We start from the raw sequence: 19,234 nt of genomic DNA on the forward strand, positions 1-19,234 counted from the left end.
CCCTGACCCAGCCGCACATGCCGCGGCAAGGGGGCATTCGGTCACCCCGCCCGGTGCCACGGCGGTGCGGTTGCCCCGACGGCGCTGCGGGTGCTCCGGGTGGCTAGACCCCCTCCACCGCGGTCAGCCACAGCTTCACGTACCGCTCCACGTTCACCGCCAACCCCACGTCCACGAGGGTCACTTCACGCTCGCCCTCGTGGATCTCGGACTCGCCGGGACGGGGACGGCGGTCGACGACGGTCTGACCGCGGGTCGGGCCCGGGGCCAGGCTCACCTCCACCGGCAACAGCTCGGTGGTCAGTCCCTCGGGGTCGACGACCGCGCACACCGCGCCCGCGTCGCCGAGACCGCCCGTGGGGGTGGGGTCGCCGGAGGTGGCCGGGTCACGGTGGGCGAGGAGTTCGCCGGCCATGCGCAGGGACGGTTCCGAACTCGCGCGCAGCCGCTGGACGTCGGCGGCCGGCACCAGGACCCGCTCGAAGACGTCCAGGCCGTACATGGTGATCGGCACCCCGGCGGTGAGCAGGATCGCGGCCGCCTCGGGGTCGTGCCAGACGTTGAACTCCGCGACCGGGGTGGCGTTCCCGGTCGCCACCGCGCCGCCCATGAACACGATCTGCTCGATGTTCCGCACCACTTCGGGATGCGTACGAAGGAGCAGCGCGATGTTGGTGAGCGGCGCGGTCGGGACGAGCGTCACGGGGGTGGGCGAGGCGAGGATCTCCCGCCTGAGCAGCGTCACCGCGTCCACGTCCACCGCCACCCGGGTGGGCGCGGGCAGCCCGAGGTCGCCCATGCCATCGAGGCCGTGCACGTGCTGCGCGGTGCGCACGGGCTCGATCAACGGCCGCGCGGCCCCCCGGGCGACCGGGATGTCCCCGGCGCCGGCCTGCTCCAGGACGGTCAGCGTGTTGCGGACGACGCCGTCGACGTCGGTGTTCCCGGCGACACAGGTGACCGCGCGCAGGTCGATGCCGGGATGCCGTACGGCGAACAGCAGGGCCAGGGCGTCGTCGACACCGGTGTCGCAGTCGATGATCACCGGGATGGGCTGACCGGTCACGGCGGGAGTCCTTTCGTCACTGGCGTACGGGACCGACCTTACGCAGCCGCCCAGAGTTCGGGCCCGCGATCACCGGCCCGAGCTGCGATCCGCTCCACCAGGGCGTCGACGGGCACAGCTCCCGGCTTCCGTCCGTCCCGCAGCCGTACGGCCGCACAGCCGGCGTCGGCCTCCCGCTCGCCGATCACCGCCTGGTACGGCACGAGGCGCGCGGCGCGGATCCGGGCGCCGAGGGTGCCGTCGCCGGGGCCGGACAGTTCGGCCCGGATGCCGCGCGCCTCGGCCCGCCGTACGAGATCAACGGCCCGCTCCTCCTGCCCTTCCGCAACCGGCAGGACCACCAGTTGCACGGGGGCGAGCCACACCGGGAACGCGCCGCCGTGCGCCTCGATGAGATGCGCGACCGCCCGCTCCACGCTGCCGATGATGCTGCGGTGGACCATCACCGGGCGGTGTTTGCCACCGTCGGGGCCGATGTAGTGGAGGTCGAAGCGTTCGGGCTGGTGGAAGTCGATCTGGACGGTGGAGAGGGTGGACTCGCGGCCGGCGGGGTCGGTGATCTGCACGTCGATCTTGGGGCCGTAGAAGGCGGCCTCGCCCTCGACGGACTCGTGGTCGACGCCGTCCAAAACCTCTTCGAGGAGGGCGGTGGCGCGGCGCCAGAGGTCCGGGTCGGGGACGTACTTGCCGCCGTCCGCCGGGAGGGAGAGACGGTACCGGCTGGCCCGGATGCCGAGGTCGTCGTAGGCGCGCCGGATGAGGTCGAGGGCGGCGCGGGCCTCCGCCACGGCCTGCTCCGGGGTGCAGAAGATGTGGGCGTCGTTGAGCTGGATGGAGCGGACCCGGGTGAGACCGCCGAGGACGCCCGAGAGTTCGGAGCGGTACATGCCTCCCAACTCGGCGAGACGCAAGGGGAGTTCACGGTAACTGTGGGACCGTGACCGATAGATGAGGGCGTGGTGGGGGCAGAGGCTGGGGCGCAGGACGACCTCTTCGCCGCCGCTCAGCCGCATCGGCGGGAACATGTCCTCGCTGTAGTGGTCCCAGTGCCCGGAGATCTCGTACAGCTCCCGCTTCCCGAGCACGGGCGAGTACACATGCCGGTATCCGGCGGCCCGCTCGGCCTCCCTGACGTACTCCTCCAGGACATGCCGTACGACGGCCCCGTCGGGCAGCCAGTACGGCAGCCCCGCGCCCATCAGCGGATCGGTGTCGAACAGATCGAGCTCACGGCCGAGTCGGCGGTGGTCGTGGACGGGGTTCATGGGGTTCATGGGGTTCTCCCTCGCGATGGGGGGCGAGGAACCGACGGGAACGACAAAACCCCGGGGCACTCGCCCCGGGGCTTCGGACTGCGTCAGCGGTCAGCGCGCCGGGACCTGCTCCGGCGTCGTCGTGATCGACGGGATGACGATGGCTTGGGCACGCTGCATGACGTGAGGGTAGAGGGAGGGGTGGGGGTGGGGCCACGGGTTTTCGGCGGGACTGCCCCGGTACACGCACTCGCCGTTGCCGCTGCTGTGGCTGGACTTGGCGAACTCGAAGTGCGGCACGGTCACAGCTCCTTGCGGATGCGTTCGATCACTCGACGGAATCGTGAAGAGCGAGCCCGTTCCTCGCGATCCGCTCGAACTTGGTGTTGTGACGGGCGGTCGGTTCTCGCGGCCTGCCTTCTGTCTTCGCCCCGGCTGGCCGCGCCCAGCGGCGCGCTACGTGGTGCGGGCAAGGGCGAGAACTCCTCAGCGGGCTCAGGCGATGCCTCCGGCGGGGGCGCTCAGACTCTGGGATGGCGGAAACCTGGACGGCGACCGCAGGTCGTTCGTGGTCGAGGTGGGGAGCTGCCATCCGGGAACGTTGTGGCTTGACCACCCGGACACCAGTCACGTAGCCGTACCTCTGAATGGCCGCGTACCCCGAGCGTCTCGGTTCGTGTTCTGGTCAGCTGGGAGCAGCCCCAGCAACCAATCGAGAGCGGGACTTCAACGTGTCGATCATCATCGTCCTCGAGTACCCGGGCGCTACGCAGGCCCAGTACGAGCAGGTCACCAACAACCTGACCGGCGGACGCGGCGGGCTCAAGAAGCCGTCGGACTGGCCGGTGCCCGGCTTGATCTCCCACGCCGCCGGCCCGACCCCCGCTGGCTGGTTCGTAACGGATGTCTGGGAGTCCAAAGAAGCGTTTCAGAGCTTTGGGGAGAGGCTCAAGCCCCTTCTGCAGGAGGCCGGGATGCCTGACGTCGAACCTAAGATCTATGAGGCGTTCAACGTGGTGACCTAGCAGGAGCGGAGTATCGCATCACAGCAACCGGCAACGCCCCGTAGCGGTCCCTGGAAGCCCCTCAGGAACCGGGGGGCGGAGGCACACGATGAAGGGCCAGTTCAGAGGCTTGATCCTCTCGAACTGGCCTTTTCGCATGATCGCGGCCGTGCCCATGGCACCTCCCACCCAAAGTCCCTCCACGGCCCGCTCACCCGTCGACTGTAGGCCGTGCTGGTCATCGTCTCTGACTGTTCGGGGGATACGCGGGCCCCTCCGGCGCCTCTCCCGCTCAGCGGGGACATCTCTTGATGAAACGAAACGGAGGCACGATGCCGCTCTATCTATCGAGGTTCAGCTACACGCCGGAGACTTGGGCGAGGCTGATCGGCCATCCCGAGGACCGTGCAAAGGCTGCTCAGTCGTACATCGAGTCCGTCGGCGGGAAGCTCCATGGCTTCTGGTATGCCTTCGGCACGAACGACGGCTACAACCTGTGGGAGGCTCCCGATAACGTGTCCATGGCCGCCGTTGCGCTGGCGATCAGTGGGGGCGGCGCGCTTAGCTCGTTTGAGACGAGCGTTCTCCTGACCATCGATGAAACGATGGATGCCTTGCGCAAAGCCGAGCGAATCCAGTACCGGGCTCCTGGCGCGTAACGGTGAACTGTGGACTATCTGTGTACAGCTGGTCCCTCAGAGAGCCTTGGCGGCTGTGTGCCATCACCGAGCAGCGTCGTCAGTGGCCGGCTGTACGTTCCGCCCATGAGCGAACGACCCACGACAGGTTGGCGCAAGGGCATAGAGAAGGAGCAGCGCGAGCTGGCTGCCGGCACGTTGGATCCCGATTGTGCGTGTATGGCACAGCTGTTCCCAGAGCAACTGATCACCAGAACCGACAGCGTCCTGGACGCGTTCGAAGCCGAGGTCTCAGCACTCCAAGATGCTGCCGATGAGCGCGTCTTCGCTGCGGTTCAGCGTGTTGTCCTGGCCCTGAACGCCGTCAACGACGAGCACGACGGTGCCGCTTACGACACCGACGAACGTGAGCAACTGTGCCACTACATCGACGAAGCCTTCACCGAGCAGGGAGTCGATGTCGTTGCCCTGACCGCACGACACGGCTTGGGGCGCTACGAACTCACGGACCAGTGGCGCGACTGGTAACGACGCCGCCTCGTCGAATGCGTGTCGGAGCGAGCTCCCCAGCCAATAGCGCAAACGGAAGTACGCAGTTCAGGCGATTTCCTCTCCCTTACCGACCAAGCGCCTTCCAAGCGCCAGGCCGCAGTTTTGGCGATCCAGTGCGATCAGTCAGGGACGGCCCGCGTGGGGCGAACCGCGGCGCCGGGTGACAGCATTCCGTGTGCGCGAGCACGGCGGCGACAACGTGCTGTGGAGGTCACAGCGGCGTCCCCGCCGAGTAGCGGTGTCTCCGGGGCCCGTCAGCGGGTCCGGGCAGCCTCCGCCTCCCCCGTCCGAGAGCTCGCTCCGCGTACCACGGCCACCGCCGCGAGGCCGACCGCCAGGCCCGCCGCGGTCTGGACGGTGAAGGGCTCGCCGAACATCAGGGCGCCCCAGACGGCGGTGACGGGGGCCATGAGGAACATGAGGGTGTTGACCTCGGTGACTCCGGAGCGCTGGAGGACGAGCCAGTACAGGCCGTAGCCGCCGAAGGTGGAGAGGGTCACGAGCCAGATCGTCGCCAGCCAGAAGGATCCGGTCGTGGGCGGGGTCGCCGTGCCGGTCGCCACGGCGGCTGCCGTGAAGACGACCGCGCTGGTGGCGCAGTGGACGGTCATCGACACGGCCGGGGTCGCCGGGGTGCGGGAGCGCCGTTCGAGAAAGGTGGCCGCGACCAGCGAGAGCATCCCGGCGAACGGGACGAGGTAGGTCCACCAGGCCACGCCCGTCGTCGAGGCGGCGTCGGCCGTGGTGACCAGGACGACTCCGCCGAGGCCCAGGCACAGGCCCAGCCACTGCCGGGCCGAGACGTACTCGCGCAGCAGGGGGCCGGCGAGCGCTCCCGCCACCAGCGGCTGGGTGCCGTCGATCAGGGCCGTCGTACCGCTGGAGACACCGAGCTGGATGGCGTAGTAGACGGTGAGCAGGTAGCCGCTCTGGGAGAGCAGGCCGATCAGGACCTGCCGTGCGATGTCGCGGGGCGCGAGACCACGCCATCGGGCGCGGCCCCGGTGGACGGCGAACACGGCGAGGACCGCCGACAGCGGCAGGAACCGCCACATCAGGAGGGTCATCGCACCGGCATCCTGCGTGCCCAGCTTGGCGCCGACGAATCCCGAGCTCCAGCACACGACGAAGGCGGCGGAGAGCAGGACGTTCATTGAGGTCACCACCCGAAACTAAACAGATCTGTATATGACCTTGGCCCCGCCGACTATACAGATCGGTATAGTGGTGTGGGTGGGAGACCAAACACACGGGGGCCGGCGGATCAGCATGACTCCGGGCGCGCGACGCGCCCTCGCGGCGGCGTCCCGGCTGTTCTACGAGCGCGGCATCCACGCGGTCGGCGTGGACCTGATCGCCGCCGAGGCCGGGGTGACGAAGAAGACGCTCTACGACCGGTTCGGCTCCAAGGAGCAGATCGTCGTGGAGTACCTCGCCGACCGGGACGAGCGCTGGCGGACGTACGTCACGGAGCGGCTGGAGGCGGCGGGGCCGGGAGCCGCCGACCGGGTCCGCGCGGTCTTCGAGGCCTCCCGCGAGTGGATGGACGACAACAGTCCCAAGGGGTGCGGCATGGTCAACGCCCACGCCGAGATCAGCGATCCCGCCCACCCGGCGTACGCCGTCATCATCGGCCAGAAGCAGTGGATGCTCCGCCTCTTCACCGACCTGGCCCCCGGAGGGGGCCGCACGCTCATGCTGCTGCACGAGGGCGCACTGGTCGCCCACGGGCTGCGCGTCTTCGAAGATCCGATCGGGCAGGCCTGCGAGCAGGCGATGAGGGTGGTGGAGGGCGGCGGAGACGCTCGACACACCCGGTAACCCGTACGGCCCAGACCGCTGGTGACCTCCGTGAACACGGTGATCACTTGAACCATGACCCCGCCCCGCGCCGCCCGCGCCGTCGCCTCCGCTCTCGCCGTCTCCGGGCTCCTCGCCGCCACCGCCTGTTCCGCGCTCTCCACTCCCCCCACCGCTCCCAAGCCGCCGATCACGCCGCCCAGCAGCGCGCCTCCGCCCTCTGCCAAGGCGTCTCCCAGGTCGTCCTCCGCCGCGTCCTCGGGCCTCACCGAGGCCATGGCGCAGGCCGCGCTGGTCACCGACGCGGACCTCGGTGAGCCCTGGACGCCGACCCAGGGGGTGGCCACCTGGCACGACGAGGTGCTGAAGGCGAAGGCCGACCGGCAGGACTGTCAGCGGCTGCTGGACGCGCTGTACGCGGACGAGTTGTTCGGGGCCGGTGTCGAGCCCCGTGCGGTCGTCGGGATGGACGACATGTGGAACCAGGCGCAGATGCGGTATCAGGTGCTCGGGCGTCCGTCGGCGGAGATCGACAAGACGCTGGCCTGGCTGCGGAGCCTTCCCGGCAAGTGCGCGCAGTTCGCCGCCACCACGACCACAGGGGCCGTGCTGGGAGTACAGGTCACCGAGATGCCGTTGCCGGACGCGGGGGACGCCCGGCAGGGGCTGCGGGTGCTGCTGACCGGGCAGTCGCCGGGCCGCGAGCCGATGACGCTCACGCTGGACGTCGCGGCGCTCCGCGTGGGACAGGATGCGATCAGTGTGACGAACGGGGGCTTCGGTGAGGTACTGACGCAGGCCACGCAGGCGGCCGTACAGCTGGGTGCCGAGCGGCTGACGGAGGTGCGGAGGCAGGGGCGGGTGCAGGTGTGAGCGGTCGATGAGCAGCCGATAGCGGGGGACGACCGGTCACTGAGCGGTCGGTGAGCGGTCAGTCCCGGTCGAACCGCTTCCGGTGCCGGACCACGTCGTGCGCCACCTCGAGCGCGGTGCGGCCGTGCGCGAAGGCGTGCGCACGCAGCCGGGCCAGGGCCTCGTCCGAATCGACGCCGAGCTGCACCATGATCATGCCGACGGCCTGGTACACCTCGTCGTGCGCGGTGGCCAGGCCACTGAGCCAGGGGTCGTCGCCGTCGGGGCCGTTCTCCGCCCCCCGGGGCAGGGCCATCAGTGCCACCGTCATGGCACCGGCCACGAGCTCGGCGACGCGCAGTTCACGCCGGGTGAGCTCGCCGGGGACGTCGCGGTAGAGGTCGAGGGTGCCCACGCACACGGTGTCGTTCCCGAGCGGCATCGAGTACACCGCCCGTATCCCGGCGGCGGTGGCCTGCTGGGCGAAGACCGGCCAGCGGCCGGCGTCCCGGCCGGCCGTCAGATCGGTGGCCGACACGGCGGCGCCGGTCGCCGCGGCGGCCGTGCAGGGGCCGTCTCCCAGGGTGGCCTGCATGTCCGACAGTCGAGCGGCCCGGTCACTGCTGGCGCTGAGCTGAACGGGCATGCCGTCGCTGCGCAGCGACACGCTCGCACCGGCCACCGGCAGCAGCTCGCAAGCGGCGACACACAGCCTGCCGGGGATCTCCGCGGGCTCGGCGCCCCGCACCCCCGCCGCGATCACATCGGAGACCCGCACGTGGTCCTGCGGGGGCTGGGGGGCGGGTTCGTGGCCCGGCTCGCTTTCGTTGCCGTGAGGGGTTTCGTCGCTGGGGCGGGCGTCGCGAGCGGGTTCGGCTTCGTGGTCGTGGCCGGCTTCCTCCCGGTTCCGAACGGCCCCACACCCACGCCCGCCGCCGCGGTCCCGCTCCCGTCCGACCAGACCTTCGCGTTGTGGCTCGTGTCCCGGTCGGCGCCGCACGGTCACCGCCTCCTTCGCCAGAGCGGGGCTGTCCGTCAACGGCCCCCGAGCAGGCTCACCGGGAGCGGGGGGCGCCGCTCGTGGCGCACCGCCCAGGGGCACCGCCCGGCTACCCCTCGTCCACTGGGCGAAACCGCCCGTGGAGACCCCGGTGCACGAGTCCTCTCCTGCGCCCTTCACAGAGAGCACACCCATTCATTACGGTCCTACGTGACGGTCAGGGAGCGGCCGCACAGCGTCGAACCGTGCCGGAGCCGCCCGTGCGCCCCCACCCGTCCCTCTCCCCGCCAGACCTGAGCCGTGCCGTGCTCCACGTCCCTGTTCCGCGACGCCGACCGGGGCGCCTCCCGCCGTCCCGAGCGGGCCGGGGACCTTCCGGGAGGACCGCGTGCGACAGGGCGCGCGTCCCCACCGGGGCGGCCGCCGTCCACTGACGGAGACGGTGGCCGCCCCGGCACCCCGGGGGAGGACGGGGGCGGGGGCGGTGACGGCGGTCCGGGCGATGTTCCCGGGCAGGCCGACCGGCCCTGGTACGCCTCACAGAGGGGGCTGTGCGGGCGCCGGTCCGAGGGTGGTGGTGCCGGGGGCCGTACGGTGTCCGAGGCCGGTGCGGTACGCGTCGAGCGCCGCCTCGACCCTTCCGGTACGGCGGAGCAGATCGCCCAGCAGCCGGCACAGGTCGGCCAGGTCACCGGCGGCACCGGCCCGCTCCAGGAGGCTCAGGGCGCGGACGTAGTGCTCCTCGGCGGCCTCGGTGTCCCGGGCGTCCTCGGCGATGATCCCGAGGAGGCGGTGGGCGGCGGCGGAGTGCAGGGCGCCGCGCTCGGAGCTGAGGTCGCTGAGCACGTCGTGGAGAAGCGCGGCGGCCTCCTCGGACTTGCCGCGCCGGTGCAGCACGTCGGCGAGTTCGACGGCGGCCTGGCTGGAGTACAGAGCGGCCCGCTTGGCGGAGAGCATGGCGAGCGCCTGCCTCAACTCGGCCTCGGCACGCTCCAGTTCGCCGTTCTGGGCGTAGACGTATCCGCGCATCCAGTGGCAGTTGGCGAGTTCCGTACGGAGTTGGAGCCGCCGGTACAGTTCGGCGGCCTTGGCGAGGGAGGCGTCGGCCTCGGCGAGGCGGCCCTCGGCGAGCAGGGTGCGGGCGACGGAGCGGTGCATCCGGGCGACGAGGGCGAGGTCGCCGGACTGCGGGGCGAGGGCGAGGGCGAGTTCGGCGGCCTGGGCGGCGCGCGCGTGGGCGCCCATGTCCATGTAGGGACCGATGACGCTCGCGTAGAGGAGGAGCAGGGCGTCCGGATCGTGGAGGCCACCGCGGTTGAGCTCGTCGATGGTGGATTCCAACAGGTAGACGGAGTAGCGGAGTTCGCCGGTCAGGTAGTGGGCCACGGCGCGTCCGCGCAGGGCGGGGACGCGGGCCGGCAGGGGCGCGTCGACGCCGACGGCCTGTTCGGCCCGCTCGAAGTACTGGCGGGCGGCGCCGAGTTCGCCCGTCTCCACGGCGCACTCCCCGAGCCCGAGCAGGGCGGCGGCCCGCACCTCGGCGAGGTCGAGCGCGTCGGCCTCGGTGAGCAGAGCGGCGTACTGCGTGGCGGACTCCTCGGCCTCGCCGGTGGCGAGGGTGCGCTGGGCCTCGGTGAGGCGGAGCCGCAGATCGGTGACGAGACGGGCCGGACGGCCGGTCGCCAGTTCCTCGAAGCCGACCCCGAGGCGGTCGGCGAGATGCCGGAGCGCGTCGTCGGAGGGCCGCACCCGCCCGGACTCCAGGGTTGAGATGTAGGCCGGCGTGTAGGCCGGTTCGGCCAGCTGTTTCTGGGTCAGCCCGCGGTCCACCCGCAACTGCTGCACCCGTCGCCCGATGACGCCCGGGTCGTCCCGCTCCGACATGGCCAACTCCCCAAGCCCCTCTTGCCGTTCGGCTCCCGCAGCCCCTAGGTTAAACGGCGTATTAACCCTGCTTAATACGCCGTCACCGCCATGGGTACTCACCGCCACCGCTGCGAGGTCGCCGTGCTCGAACGCACCAGCACCACCGCGCGCTACGCCAGGGGTTTCGCCGCCGCGGTCGTGGCCGTGGCCACACTGGTCCTGGCTGCCAACGCGGGGCCGGCGAAGGCGGCGGGACCACCCCCGGCCGAGCAGGTCGCCCAGCTGCAGCACGCGGCCGGGCACACCTCGGACTGAGCCTTCGCCGACTCGGTCGGTCTCCGGACCGGGCATCATGTCCTTGCCGCCGTACGCGTGGAGCGGCTCCTCAGAGCTGGAACTCCGCCGGCGGGACACCGAGGGCCGCGCAGGCCTCCCGCAGGACCGACTGCTCCGCCTGGGAGAAGTGGCCGTCGGCACCGGCGATGACGATGCCGGTCTGGATCACCGCGCGCGCCTCGGTGGGCTTCTTGGCGGCCTTGGCGATCTCCTGGAGCGCCTCGGCCTTGCCCTGCGCGAAGTTGCGGGTCAGCTGGTCCACATGCTTGTGGAAACGGGTGCGCAGCTGCTCCGGCGGGAAGTTCTGCAGCACCTCGTTGCTGAGGATCAGGGACTCCATCTGCTGCATCTCGGCCGCGTCCACCTGGCCGTCCGCGGCCGCGACCAGGGCGCACATCGCCATGCTGGCGTCCCGGTACGCGCCGCTCTTCAGCTCGGCCTTCAGGGAGCCGAGCTGCGTCTTCAGCACACCGACGAGCTGGGCCCGCGAACCGCCGCGCGCGCTGCCCTGTCCGTGCCCGCCGGTCGTCGCGCCGCGCCCGCCCTGCGCCTGCTGCTGCAGGTTCTTGGCCTGGTCCTTGAGCCGGTCGAACAGTGCCATTGACGTCACCTCGGTACTCGTCTGAGTGATCTCACCCGGTCAACGGACACGCCCGGGTAAAGGTTCCACCAAGTGACGTCAGCAGATGTCCCGGTACTCCACGTCGGGAATGTACGTCCGCCACTGCGCCCGGGTCAGCCCGCCGCCCGCGCGGGCGCACACGCTCGTGATCGCGTGGCCGGGGGTGATGACGTACCGCTGGAGCGGGACGTGGGCGCCGCCCGCGTACAGGGAGCTGCCGCCGGGGCTGAAGGCGAGGGCGTCGATGCGCTCGCCCGGGGTGGTCAGCGGGCCGCCGAGCGGCTGGAGGGTGGAGACGTCCCAGAGCTGGAGGCTGCCGGCGTCCCCGGCCACGGCGAGGGTGCGGCCGTCGGGGCTGAAGGCGAGCGCGGAGACGGCTTCCGCGGTGTCGCCGAGCGGGGCGGAGAAGACGTTGCGCAGCACTCCCGCGCGGTGCCTGAGCGTTCTGTCCCACAGGGCGACCCGTCCCGTCTGGTCGCCCGCCGCGAGCCGGGAGCCGTCCGCGCTGAAGGCGAGGGCGCCGACCTGTGCGCCCTGGACCAGGTCGAGGCGGCGCACCTCGGCGGACGGCAGGTGTGCGGCGCGGCCGTCCCCGACGAGGAGCCCGCCGTCCGGGGCGACGGCCAGGTGGACACTCGTCATCCCGCCGAGGACCGCGGTCATGCGGCGGCGGGCCGTGTCCCAGACCTCGCCGCGGATCCGGCCGGCCGGATCGTCGTATCCCGGTTCGCGGGCGGCGTACAGGGTGCGTCCGCCAGGGCCGAGGGCGAGGGTGGAGACAGCCCGTCCGGGCAGGTCCACCGTGGAGCGGACCCTCCCGTGCTTCAGGTCCCACAGGGTGAAGGGCTGGGTCCTGGTGTCGCTGCCGTGGACCGAGACGCCGTAGCCGAAGGTGCCGCCGTCCGGGCTGAACTCCATCAGCGGGAAGGCGTCCGCCGCCTCGACCGGTGTGCCCGGGTCGCTGGAGACGGGCAGGCGCACCGGGGGCAGGGTGCGCGGGGGGAGGCCGGCGGCGGTGGCGAAGAGCCGGAAGAGGTAGTGGTCGCCGGAGCGCCGGACGGTGGCGTAGGTCCGCCCGTCGGGGCTGAATCGCACGTCGTCCACGGGGTCCCGGCGCCAGCCGGAGGCCAGGGCGCTGCCCAGGTCGAGGCTGTGGACCGTGCCGCCCTCCAGATAGCGCAGGACCGGGAGGCGGGGGTCCCAGGCCAGGCCGCCGTACAGGTGCTGGTTGTTGAGGGAGCTGCGGAAGACGGGAGCGGCCGCGTCCGAGAGCCGCCACACGCGCAGTTCCTGGCCGTCGGTCGTGGCGAGGAAGGAGCCGTCCCGGCTGAAGGCGGCGTACGTCACGCGCTGGTCCATGATCTCGGCGACCTCGTCGCCGGAGCCGGTGTCCCAGACGCGGACCTCGTCGGGGGTGACGGCCGCGAACCGCGTGCCGCTGCCGGCGCCCGCCACCAGCATCGAGGTGTCCCAGCCCGCGCAGGCGTCGGCGACGGCCGTCCAGTGACCCGGCAGCACCCGGCCCCCGGTGTCCTGGACCCGGGGCGTGCGCTCCCGCGACGGGCAGACCGCGATGCGTCGGCCGTCCGCGCTCACGGCCACGTCGGACAGGCTCGGCGCCCGCGTCTCGACCAGCACCCGGCCGTCGGTGACCGCGCGCAGGGTCACCGTGTCGTTGTCCATGCGGTCCGTCGTGTAGCCGCGGCCGTCGGCGGTGAAGCGGACGTCGACCGTGTCCTCGGGCAGCGCCGGGGCGGACGTCCAGCGTCCAGCGGCCGTGCTCCACAGCCGTACACCCTTGCCGACGACCTGCACGGCGAGCAGCCCCGCGTCGGGGGAGACGGCGAGCACCGAGCCGCCCTCGGGCAGCGGTCCCGTGGCGATCCGGCGGTGTCCGACCACGTCCCAGGTGCGCCAGGTGCCGTCCTCGGCGCTGAACAGGACTCGGCCGGAGTCGGTGAGGAGGCGGCGTGGGGAGTCGCCGGGCGCGGGGTCGGTGAAGGTGTCGGTCTCTGGCTGGGTGAGGGAGCCGAGCAGGGCCCGCCGGGTCTCGGGCAGCTGGGCCACCTTCCAGGCGGCGGCGCCCAGGAGCTGGGCGGTGCGCGGGTCGGTGGTGCGCATCGCGTCGGCTATCTCGGCGATCCGGCGGGCGCTGTCGTCGGTGCGCCGCCGCTGGTTGTCCCGGTGCTGCTGGAAGGCGGCCAGGCCGCTGACCAGGGCCACCGCCAGCAGGACGGAGAGCGCGGTCCTCAGTCGGCGGCCCCGGCGGGCGGACGTCCGGGCGGCCCGGTCGTCGGCCTCGCGGGCCGCCAGCGCGGCGGTGAGATACGTCCGTTCCCGCGCGGTGAGCAGGGCCGCGCCGGTCTCGTCCGTCAGCAGTTTCGCCGCCTCGTCGAGCCGGGCGCCCCGGTACAGGGCGCCGGGATCGCGCCCACCGGCCTCCCAGTCGGCGGCGGCGTCGCTCAGCCGGCGCCTCCGGCGCAGCAGGTCGCGCTCCTGCTCGATCCAGCCGTGCAGCCTCGGCCAGCAGGTGAGCAGCGCCTCGTGCGCGAGCTGGACGCCCTCCTCGTCCACGGTCAGCAGCCGGGCCCGGGCCAGCCGGTCCACCACGACCGGCACCTCGGGGTCGGCGTACTCGTCGAGTTCGGGCCGACCGAGCGGGCGCCGGGTGTCGGGCGTGCCCTGTCCGGGTTCGACCATCCGCAGCAGCAGCTGCCGGGCGGTGCGGGCCTGGGCCGCGGTCAGCTGCCCGTACACCTCCTCGGCGCTCGTCGCGATCGCGCCGTGCACTCCCCCGGCCGCCTCGTACGCGGCCAGGGTCAGCAGCCGGCCCTTGCGCCGCCGCCAGGTCTCCAGCAGGACGTGGGAGAGCATCGGCAGCCCGCCGGGCTGGTCGATGATGTCGTCGACGAGCCGTGCGGTCAGCTCCCGTTCGACCAGGTGCCCGACCGCCTGCGCGGGCCGCACGACCGCCTCCCGCAGTTCGTCGGCGGTCATCGGCCCGAGCAGCAGTCCGGCGCCGCCCAGGGCGTCCGCGAGGTCGCGGTGCTCGGCGCAGCGGGCGTAGAAGTCGGCCCGTACGGTGATCAGGACCCGCAGCCCGCTGTTCGGGGCGCGGGCGGCGAGAAGCAGCTCGATGAACTGGGAGCGCTCCCGGTGGTCGTGGCAGAGGGTGAAGACCTCCTCGAACTGGTCGACCACGACCCAGCTCTCGGGGTCCCGGGGTCCCGGCGTCAGCAGATGGCCGTAGGTGGCGGCGGGCCGAGCTCCCGGGGTGAGCACGCGCAGCACCGCGGGGCGCTCCCGGCGGGCGATCTCCTCGCGCAGACGGGGGATGAGGCCGGCCCGCAGCAGGGAGGACTTGCCGCTGCCGGACGCCCCGAAGAGCACTGCGAACCGGTGGTCGCACGTGAGGCGCCGGAGCTGCTCGGTCATCCGGTCGCGGCCGAAGAACAGCTCCTGGTCGTGCGGCTCGAAGCGGGCGAGGCCGCGGTAGGGGGGTGGGGTGTCCGCCGGTTCCTCCCGGCCCACCTCGTCCAGCCGGGCCTCCGCCTCCTTCCAGCGGGGCTCCCACTCCCCGGGTTCGCCGCCGCAGGCCCGGACGTATCCCTGGACCACGGCGAGCGAGGGCAGCCGTTCGCCGGCGGCGGCCTGGGACAGCGTGGTCGCCGAGAAGCCCGCCGTCTCGGCCATGGCCCGGTACGACGGGCAGCCCGCCTGCCGGCGCAGTTCCCGCAGGTCGTGGGCGAGGCGCTGGACCGGACCGGCTTCGGGGTCCAGCGGTCGTTCAGGACGTCCCATGGGCGACAACGTACGTTTCCACATGATCCGTCGTAAACGAACACCAGATGTGGGGTTGATGACGGGTCCGGAACGCCACCGCGATCATCCGGGAGCGGTTGATCGGGTTGATTGCCCTGATGAAAGGGGCTGTCGATCAACACTCCGGTTGCCAGGCTCGGTCCCGTCACGCCGGATCCCGGTGTGGCGCCTCCACACTCGCAACCGTCCGGAGCACTCGCATGTCCCAGACCCGCAAGACGAAGTCCCGCCTCGGCAAGGCAGTCCTCGTGCTCGGCAGCGCCGCCGCCCTGGCCGTCGGCATGGCGGGCAGTGCCAGCGCCGGCGTCCTGAACCCCCTCCCGTACAGCGGCGCCACGTTCCAGGCGAAGTACCAGCCGTACTTCGACTACGACTCCGACAGCTGCTTCCCAGCGGCGGCCGTCGACGCCAACGGCAACGTCAACGGTGGCCTCAAGGAGTCCGGCTCGATGACCGGCGGGTGCCGCAGCGGTCACCTCGGCAAGGCGAACACCTACGCGCAGTCGCTGTGCAAGAACGGCTGGTGCGCGTACGCGTACACGCTGTACTTCGAGAAGGACCAGTGCGACCCCACAGGCATCACCAACTGCGGACACCGCCACGACTGGGAGTCCGTCGTGGTCTTCCAGAAGCAGGGCGAGGAGAAGCCGCGCTACCTGGCCGCCTCCCGGCACGGTGGTTACAGCACCCACCCGATCAACGAGGTGCCGATGAACGGCAACCACGTCGAGATCGTCTACCACAAGGACAGCGTGAAGGATCACTCCTTCCGCTTCGCCAAGTGGGGTGAGAAGCCGGTGGCCTGGGGCAACGGTGGCTGGGACACTCCCGCACTGGTCAACTTCACCGGGCTGAGCAGCTTCCTGCAGGGCAAGCTGAACAACACCGACTGGCACAGCGCCAACTTCCAGATCGGCAAGAACTTCATCAGCAACGTCAACAAGGCCCGGCCCTCCGCGGTCCCCGCCTTCTGACGCAGGCCCCCGTACCGCGGCCGCCGACGCCCACTCCCCCCTTGGCGTCGGCGGCCGCTCCCCCGTGTCCTGCGGGGGCCGTCTCCCGGCGCCTACGCTGCCCGCATGACGTCTGCCGCCGCCCGTACCGCGCTGGAGCTCACCGCCGACCTCCCGGTCCCCGGCCTGGAGGACTTCTACCGGGACCTGCACCGCCACCCCGAGCTGTCGACCGAGGAGCACCGCACGGCGGCCCGGCTCGCCGAGCGACTGAAGGCGGCCGGGTTCGAGACGGCCGAGGGCGTCGGCGGCACCGGTGTCGTGGGCGTCCTGCGCAACGGTGACGGACCCACCGTCCTCCTGCGCGCCGACATGGACGCGCTGCCGGTCGAGGAGCGGACCGGGCTGCCGTACGCCTCCCTGACGCCCGGGGTGATGCACGCCTGCGGGCACGACCTGCATGTGACCTGGCTCGCGGGGGCGGCGAAGGCGCTCGCGGACGGCCGGGACGCCTGGTCCGGGACGCTCCTCCTGGTGGGCCAGCCCGCCGAGGAGGCCGGCGGCGGGGCGGCCGCGATGGTCGCCGACGGGCTCTACGACCGCTTCCCGCGCCCGGACGTGCTGCTCGGCCAGCACGCGGTGCCGGGCCTGGCGGGTCTGTACCCGCACGTGCCCGGCCTGATCATGTCGGCGACGACGGACGTGGAGATCGTGGTGCACGGCCGGGGCGGCCACGGCTCGCGCCCCGAGACGACGGTCGACCCGGTGGTGACGGCCGCCTACATCGTCACGCGGCTGCAGACGGTCGTCAGCCGGGAGATCAGGCCGCGCGAGTCGGCCGTCCTGACCGTCGGCCGGATCGAGGCGGGCACGGCCCCGAACCTCATCCCCGCCACCGCCCGTATCTCCCTCAACCTGCGCACCCAGTCCGAGACGGTCCTGGACCGGATGCTGGCCGCGATCCGCCGGATCGCCGAGGGCGAGTGCCATGCGGCGGGCTGCCCGCGCGAGCCCGAGGTCGTCCTGGGCGGCTCGTTCCCGGTCACGGTCAACGACCCGGAGACCGACCACCGGATCGCCGCCGTGCACCGCGAGGTCTTCGGCACCGCCACTGTCTTCGACTCCGGCCCGGCGATGGGCAGCGAGGACTTCTCCGTGCTCGCGCTCGGCGAAATCCCTTACTCCTACTGGTTCGTGACCTCCACCCCCGCCGCGACCTGGGAGGCGGCGCCGGGCGCGGACCTGATGGAGAAGTTCGACGCCGTCCCCAGCAATCACAGCCCGCACTTCGCCCCGGACCTGTCGACGGTGGCGCCGGGGGTGCGGACGCTGGTGTCGGGGGCGCTGGCGATGCTCGGCTAGAACGGCGTCGCCTGCAACTCCCTCAGCTGCTTCTGCACGTTCTCCAGAGCACCGGGGCGGCGGCCCGGGACGCGCGTGCGCAACTGGGCGAGCGGCGCGCCGAGTTCCTGGGCCCTGGACTTGTCGCGTACCTGGCCCCACTGGTGGTGGGCCCGGTCGACGGCCTTCTCCACGGCCGGCGAGTCCGGGGCCTGCCCGGCGGCCAGCCGGGTCTCGGCCACCGTCAGCCAGATCCGGCAGCTGCGCGCCGAGTCTCTGGCGAACATCGCGAGATCCGCCCGGACCTCGGACCAGTGCAGGGCCTGCTCGGAGGCGGGGCCGTGGGCACGGGTGGCGGCCTGCTCGTGCGCGGCGGCCACGGCCTCGGCGTCCTCGTGCCGGCCGGCCTGGACGGCGGCGGTGATGTAGCTATGAGGGTCCACCGGTTGCTGCTGAGGAGGCTGTGCCGGGACCACCAGCCTGTCCTCTGGGCGACTTCGAGGACGAGGCCGTTCGGGCCGATGGGCGGGTCCGGGTGCGAACCCCCCGGGTGCGGCCGCCGGGACGTGTGGCACCGTCAACACCAGGTCCCCGTACGCGTCGCTGCCCAGCCGCCCGAACGCCTGCTGATGCAACTCCGGTTCGGCGGGCCGGTACCCACTGCGCAGAATCGTCGCGATCGTCTTCATGTACGCCGGTCCGGCCACCGTACGCCGGGACGGCGGCGGTGCGATCCGTCCGAACACCGCGTTGTTGCGGCCTGAGTCGAGCGTGTGCGTCCGCAGCCACCCCCACGCGTCGGCGTCGGCGTGCAGGTCGAGGAAGAGCGTCGTCGACCCCGGGGAGCGCAGCCGGAACTCCTCGCGGATCCACTGCCAGGGCAGCGCGGTGTAGCGCACGGTGGCCGGGGTCGTGCGGGCCAGCGCGAGATGGGGCAGGTGCTGGCGGCGGTCCAGGGCGAGCTGACCCGCGATGAACACGGTGAGCGGGCCCGGGGTGGCCGCGACGGCGCGCAGGCGGGTCAGGACGGCCTGCGGTTCCAGGGGGTCGGCGAGCTCGACGACGTTGGCGGTGTCGGTGCCGGAGAGCACGGCCGGCGGCACGGCCGCGAGAACGGGAAGCACGGACGCCGCGTCCACCAGACGGCTCTTGCCCACCGGTGAGGCGGCGAGCAGCAGCACGGTTCCGGGCATCGGTCCCTCCCCATCCCCCGTCGATCACTTACGGCAGCACGGTATCCGCTGCGGCCGCGAAGGGGAGTTCTCAGGACGGCAAACGTCCCTTTCCTGCCCACTCGTCGGCCCTGCGCACCGCGAAGACGGTGGTGTCGTCGCACAGCGACACGGGGCGCTTTCCACCGCCATCCGACTTGCCACCGACCCCTCACAGGTGTGCTCTGGTAGTCGGGGGCGTATCGGGGTGGACAGAGAGGAGTGCTCTCATGGCTCATGCGGCACCCGCGAGCGGGTTCGCCCGGACACCCGATGTCTTCAGCGCCAAGGTGCACATGGCCGCCAGGTACGGCATCCCGGTCGTGCTCGGGCTGGTCTACGGCTACTGGGCCGCGGCGAACCGCCGTGACGGCGGGCCGATCACCGGTTGGAACTGGCTGTTCGGCTGTGTCACGGCGGTCGCGTTCATCGTGCTGTGCATCGCCGTGGCGACGTTCGCCCCGCTGCTGAAGCGGGAACTGCACTCGGCCGTGAAGTCCGGGTTCGCCGGGGCGTCCGTCGGGTTCCTGTACAGCCAGACGGGAGAGAGCGTGCTGCGCTCGACGGCCCTCGGGCTCGCGGTCGCGGCGGGGATCTTCGGCGTGTTCTTCTACCGCTACTACACGCACGAGGACGGCGAGGGGAACCGGATCCGTTAGCGGACGCGCAGGGACCCCGGCCGGAGGTGGCCGGGGTCCGCGGCTTGGCGCATGGACCGCGGGCAGCGCGTCGACGGCAACCCGTACTCGCGACCGGGTGCGGGAGCCGACGGTGCTCCGGACCGGACCGGACCGTGCCACCGTGGCCTTCGGCGTACGTGGGCGGGGCTGCCGCGGCCCCGGCCCCCCTGCCATAAAACACCCGTTCGAGTGAACCCTCCCCCGGAGGGCGCAATCCCCGGCTCCCCGGCTCGCGCGT

Annotated in this window: 18 protein-coding genes; 9 read left to right on the plus strand and 9 right to left on the minus strand. The window is 72.0% G+C overall.

The annotated features are described in order from the left end of the window. Positions 1-103: 103 nt before the first annotated feature. The 3 genes from ABZT93_RS25660 to ABZT93_RS25670 all read right to left on the minus strand — a co-directional run bounded on the left by ABZT93_RS25660 (position 104) and on the right by ABZT93_RS25670 (position 2,619). A complete protein-coding gene (locus ABZT93_RS25660) occupies positions 104-1,066 on the minus strand; it encodes a nucleoside hydrolase (protein ID WP_356108640.1) in 963 nt (320 codons plus the stop codon). A gap of 38 nt (positions 1,067-1,104) precedes the next feature. Continuing rightward, a complete protein-coding gene (gene thrS, locus ABZT93_RS25665) occupies positions 1,105-2,331 on the minus strand; it encodes a threonine--tRNA ligase (protein ID WP_356108880.1) in 1,227 nt (408 codons plus the stop codon). 99 nt (positions 2,332-2,430) lie between these two features. Beyond that, positions 2,431-2,619, minus strand: coding sequence for a hypothetical protein (locus ABZT93_RS25670; protein ID WP_356108642.1), 189 nt, complete (start codon positions 2,617-2,619; stop codon positions 2,431-2,433). 431 nt (positions 2,620-3,050) lie between these two features. Between ABZT93_RS25670 and ABZT93_RS25675 the strand changes: the two genes are divergently transcribed. The 3 genes from ABZT93_RS25675 to ABZT93_RS25685 all read left to right on the plus strand — a co-directional run bounded on the left by ABZT93_RS25675 (position 3,051) and on the right by ABZT93_RS25685 (position 4,489). After that, a complete protein-coding gene (locus ABZT93_RS25675) occupies positions 3,051-3,344 on the plus strand; it encodes a hypothetical protein (RefSeq protein WP_356108644.1) in 294 nt (97 codons plus the stop codon). Positions 3,345-3,655: 311 nt separating this feature from the next. Further along, positions 3,656-3,982, plus strand: coding sequence for a GYD domain-containing protein (locus ABZT93_RS25680; RefSeq protein WP_356108646.1), 327 nt, complete (start codon positions 3,656-3,658; stop codon positions 3,980-3,982). A 105-nt stretch (positions 3,983-4,087) separates the two neighbouring features. Beyond that, the gene (locus ABZT93_RS25685; RefSeq protein WP_356108648.1) at positions 4,088-4,489 is read left to right on the plus strand and encodes a hypothetical protein; all 402 of its coding nucleotides are present in this window, start codon (positions 4,088-4,090) and stop codon (positions 4,487-4,489) included. A gap of 278 nt (positions 4,490-4,767) precedes the next feature. Here ABZT93_RS25685 and ABZT93_RS25690 read toward each other — a convergent pair whose 3' ends face one another. Beyond that, a complete protein-coding gene (locus tag ABZT93_RS25690) occupies positions 4,768-5,667 on the minus strand; it encodes a DMT family transporter (protein ID WP_356108882.1) in 900 nt (299 codons plus the stop codon). Positions 5,668-5,782: 115 nt separating this feature from the next. On the opposite strand from ABZT93_RS25690, the gene ABZT93_RS25695 reads away from it, so the two are divergent. After that, on the plus strand, positions 5,783-6,334 hold the full coding sequence (locus tag ABZT93_RS25695) for a helix-turn-helix domain-containing protein (protein ID WP_356108886.1): 552 nt from the start codon (positions 5,783-5,785) through the stop codon (positions 6,332-6,334). Between the two features lie 54 nt (positions 6,335-6,388). After that, a complete protein-coding gene (locus ABZT93_RS25700) occupies positions 6,389-7,186 on the plus strand; it encodes a hypothetical protein (RefSeq protein ID WP_356108650.1) in 798 nt (265 codons plus the stop codon). A 58-nt stretch (positions 7,187-7,244) separates the two neighbouring features. Here the strand turns inward: ABZT93_RS25700 and ABZT93_RS25705 are convergent, their stop codons facing one another. Next, a complete protein-coding gene (locus ABZT93_RS25705) occupies positions 7,245-7,943 on the minus strand; it encodes an ANTAR domain-containing protein (protein WP_356108652.1) in 699 nt (232 codons plus the stop codon). 759 nt (positions 7,944-8,702) lie between these two features. After that, positions 8,703-10,049 carry a helix-turn-helix transcriptional regulator gene (locus ABZT93_RS25710; protein WP_356108657.1) on the minus strand — a complete coding sequence of 449 codons (1,347 nt, stop codon included), beginning with the start codon at positions 10,047-10,049 and terminating at the stop codon, positions 8,703-8,705. Between the two features lie 90 nt (positions 10,050-10,139). Here ABZT93_RS25710 and ABZT93_RS25715 point away from each other — a divergent pair, with 90 nt between their 5' ends. Beyond that, the gene (locus ABZT93_RS25715) at positions 10,140-10,346 is read left to right on the plus strand and encodes a hypothetical protein (protein ID WP_356108898.1); all 207 of its coding nucleotides are present in this window, start codon (positions 10,140-10,142) and stop codon (positions 10,344-10,346) included. 70 nt (positions 10,347-10,416) lie between these two features. Here ABZT93_RS25715 and ABZT93_RS25720 read toward each other — a convergent pair whose 3' ends face one another. Together ABZT93_RS25720 and ABZT93_RS25725 are read right to left on the minus strand one after the other, a co-directional pair. Then, a complete protein-coding gene (locus ABZT93_RS25720; protein ID WP_356108660.1) occupies positions 10,417-10,968 on the minus strand; it encodes a tellurite resistance TerB family protein in 552 nt (183 codons plus the stop codon). A gap of 78 nt (positions 10,969-11,046) precedes the next feature. Then, positions 11,047-14,790 carry a hypothetical protein gene (locus ABZT93_RS25725; protein ID WP_356108663.1) on the minus strand — a complete coding sequence of 1,248 codons (3,744 nt, stop codon included), beginning with the start codon at positions 14,788-14,790 and terminating at the stop codon, positions 11,047-11,049. 221 nt (positions 14,791-15,011) lie between these two features. Here ABZT93_RS25725 and ABZT93_RS25730 point away from each other — a divergent pair, with 221 nt between their 5' ends. Together ABZT93_RS25730 and ABZT93_RS25735 are read left to right on the plus strand one after the other, a co-directional pair. Then, positions 15,012-15,785 carry an NPP1 family protein gene (locus tag ABZT93_RS25730; RefSeq protein ID WP_356108666.1) on the plus strand — a complete coding sequence of 258 codons (774 nt, stop codon included), beginning with the start codon at positions 15,012-15,014 and terminating at the stop codon, positions 15,783-15,785. Between the two features lie 105 nt (positions 15,786-15,890). Continuing rightward, positions 15,891-17,126 (plus strand): amidohydrolase, encoded by a 1,236-nt coding sequence (locus ABZT93_RS25735; protein WP_356108669.1) that lies wholly within the window; start codon positions 15,891-15,893, stop codon positions 17,124-17,126. Here ABZT93_RS25735 and ABZT93_RS25740 read toward each other — a convergent pair. Next, on the minus strand, positions 17,123-18,298 hold the full coding sequence (locus ABZT93_RS25740) for a hypothetical protein (protein WP_356108671.1): 1,176 nt from the start codon (positions 18,296-18,298) through the stop codon (positions 17,123-17,125). The two genes, ABZT93_RS25735 and ABZT93_RS25740, sit on opposite strands and share 4 nt — an antisense overlap. Positions 18,299-18,546: 248 nt before the next feature. Here ABZT93_RS25740 and ABZT93_RS25745 point away from each other — a divergent pair, with 248 nt between their 5' ends. Beyond that, complete coding sequence (locus tag ABZT93_RS25745; RefSeq protein WP_356108673.1) at positions 18,547-18,975, plus strand: hypothetical protein; 429 nt, start codon at positions 18,547-18,549, stop codon at positions 18,973-18,975. Positions 18,976-19,234 lie beyond the last annotated feature (259 nt).

The sequence above is a fragment of the Streptomyces sp. NPDC005303 genome (assembly GCF_040607335.1).
Classification (GTDB): domain Bacteria; phylum Actinomycetota; class Actinomycetes; order Streptomycetales; family Streptomycetaceae; genus Streptomyces.

Coding starts and splice junctions, on each gene's coding strand:
- thrS (WP_356108880.1), bottom strand. CDS start 2,331: ATGAACCCCGTCCACGACCACCGCCGACTCGGCCGTGAGCTCGATCTG.
- ABZT93_RS25680 (WP_356108646.1), top strand. CDS start 3,656: ATGCCGCTCTATCTATCGAGGTTCAGCTACACGCCGGAGACTTGGGCG.
- ABZT93_RS25685 (WP_356108648.1), top strand. CDS start 4,088: ATGAGCGAACGACCCACGACAGGTTGGCGCAAGGGCATAGAGAAGGAG.
- ABZT93_RS25690 (WP_356108882.1), bottom strand. CDS start 5,667: ATGAACGTCCTGCTCTCCGCCGCCTTCGTCGTGTGCTGGAGCTCGGGA.
- ABZT93_RS25695 (WP_356108886.1), top strand. CDS start 5,783: ATGACTCCGGGCGCGCGACGCGCCCTCGCGGCGGCGTCCCGGCTGTTC.
- ABZT93_RS25700 (WP_356108650.1), top strand. CDS start 6,389: ATGACCCCGCCCCGCGCCGCCCGCGCCGTCGCCTCCGCTCTCGCCGTC.
- ABZT93_RS25710 (WP_356108657.1), bottom strand. CDS start 10,049: ATGTCGGAGCGGGACGACCCGGGCGTCATCGGGCGACGGGTGCAGCAG.
- ABZT93_RS25715 (WP_356108898.1), top strand. CDS start 10,140: ATGGGTACTCACCGCCACCGCTGCGAGGTCGCCGTGCTCGAACGCACC.
- ABZT93_RS25720 (WP_356108660.1), bottom strand. CDS start 10,968: ATGGCACTGTTCGACCGGCTCAAGGACCAGGCCAAGAACCTGCAGCAG.
- ABZT93_RS25725 (WP_356108663.1), bottom strand. CDS start 14,790: ATGGGACGTCCTGAACGACCGCTGGACCCCGAAGCCGGTCCGGTCCAG.
- ABZT93_RS25730 (WP_356108666.1), top strand. CDS start 15,012: ATGTCCCAGACCCGCAAGACGAAGTCCCGCCTCGGCAAGGCAGTCCTC.
- ABZT93_RS25735 (WP_356108669.1), top strand. CDS start 15,891: ATGACGTCTGCCGCCGCCCGTACCGCGCTGGAGCTCACCGCCGACCTC.
- ABZT93_RS25740 (WP_356108671.1), bottom strand. CDS start 18,298: ATGCCCGGAACCGTGCTGCTGCTCGCCGCCTCACCGGTGGGCAAGAGC.
- ABZT93_RS25745 (WP_356108673.1), top strand. CDS start 18,547: ATGGCTCATGCGGCACCCGCGAGCGGGTTCGCCCGGACACCCGATGTC.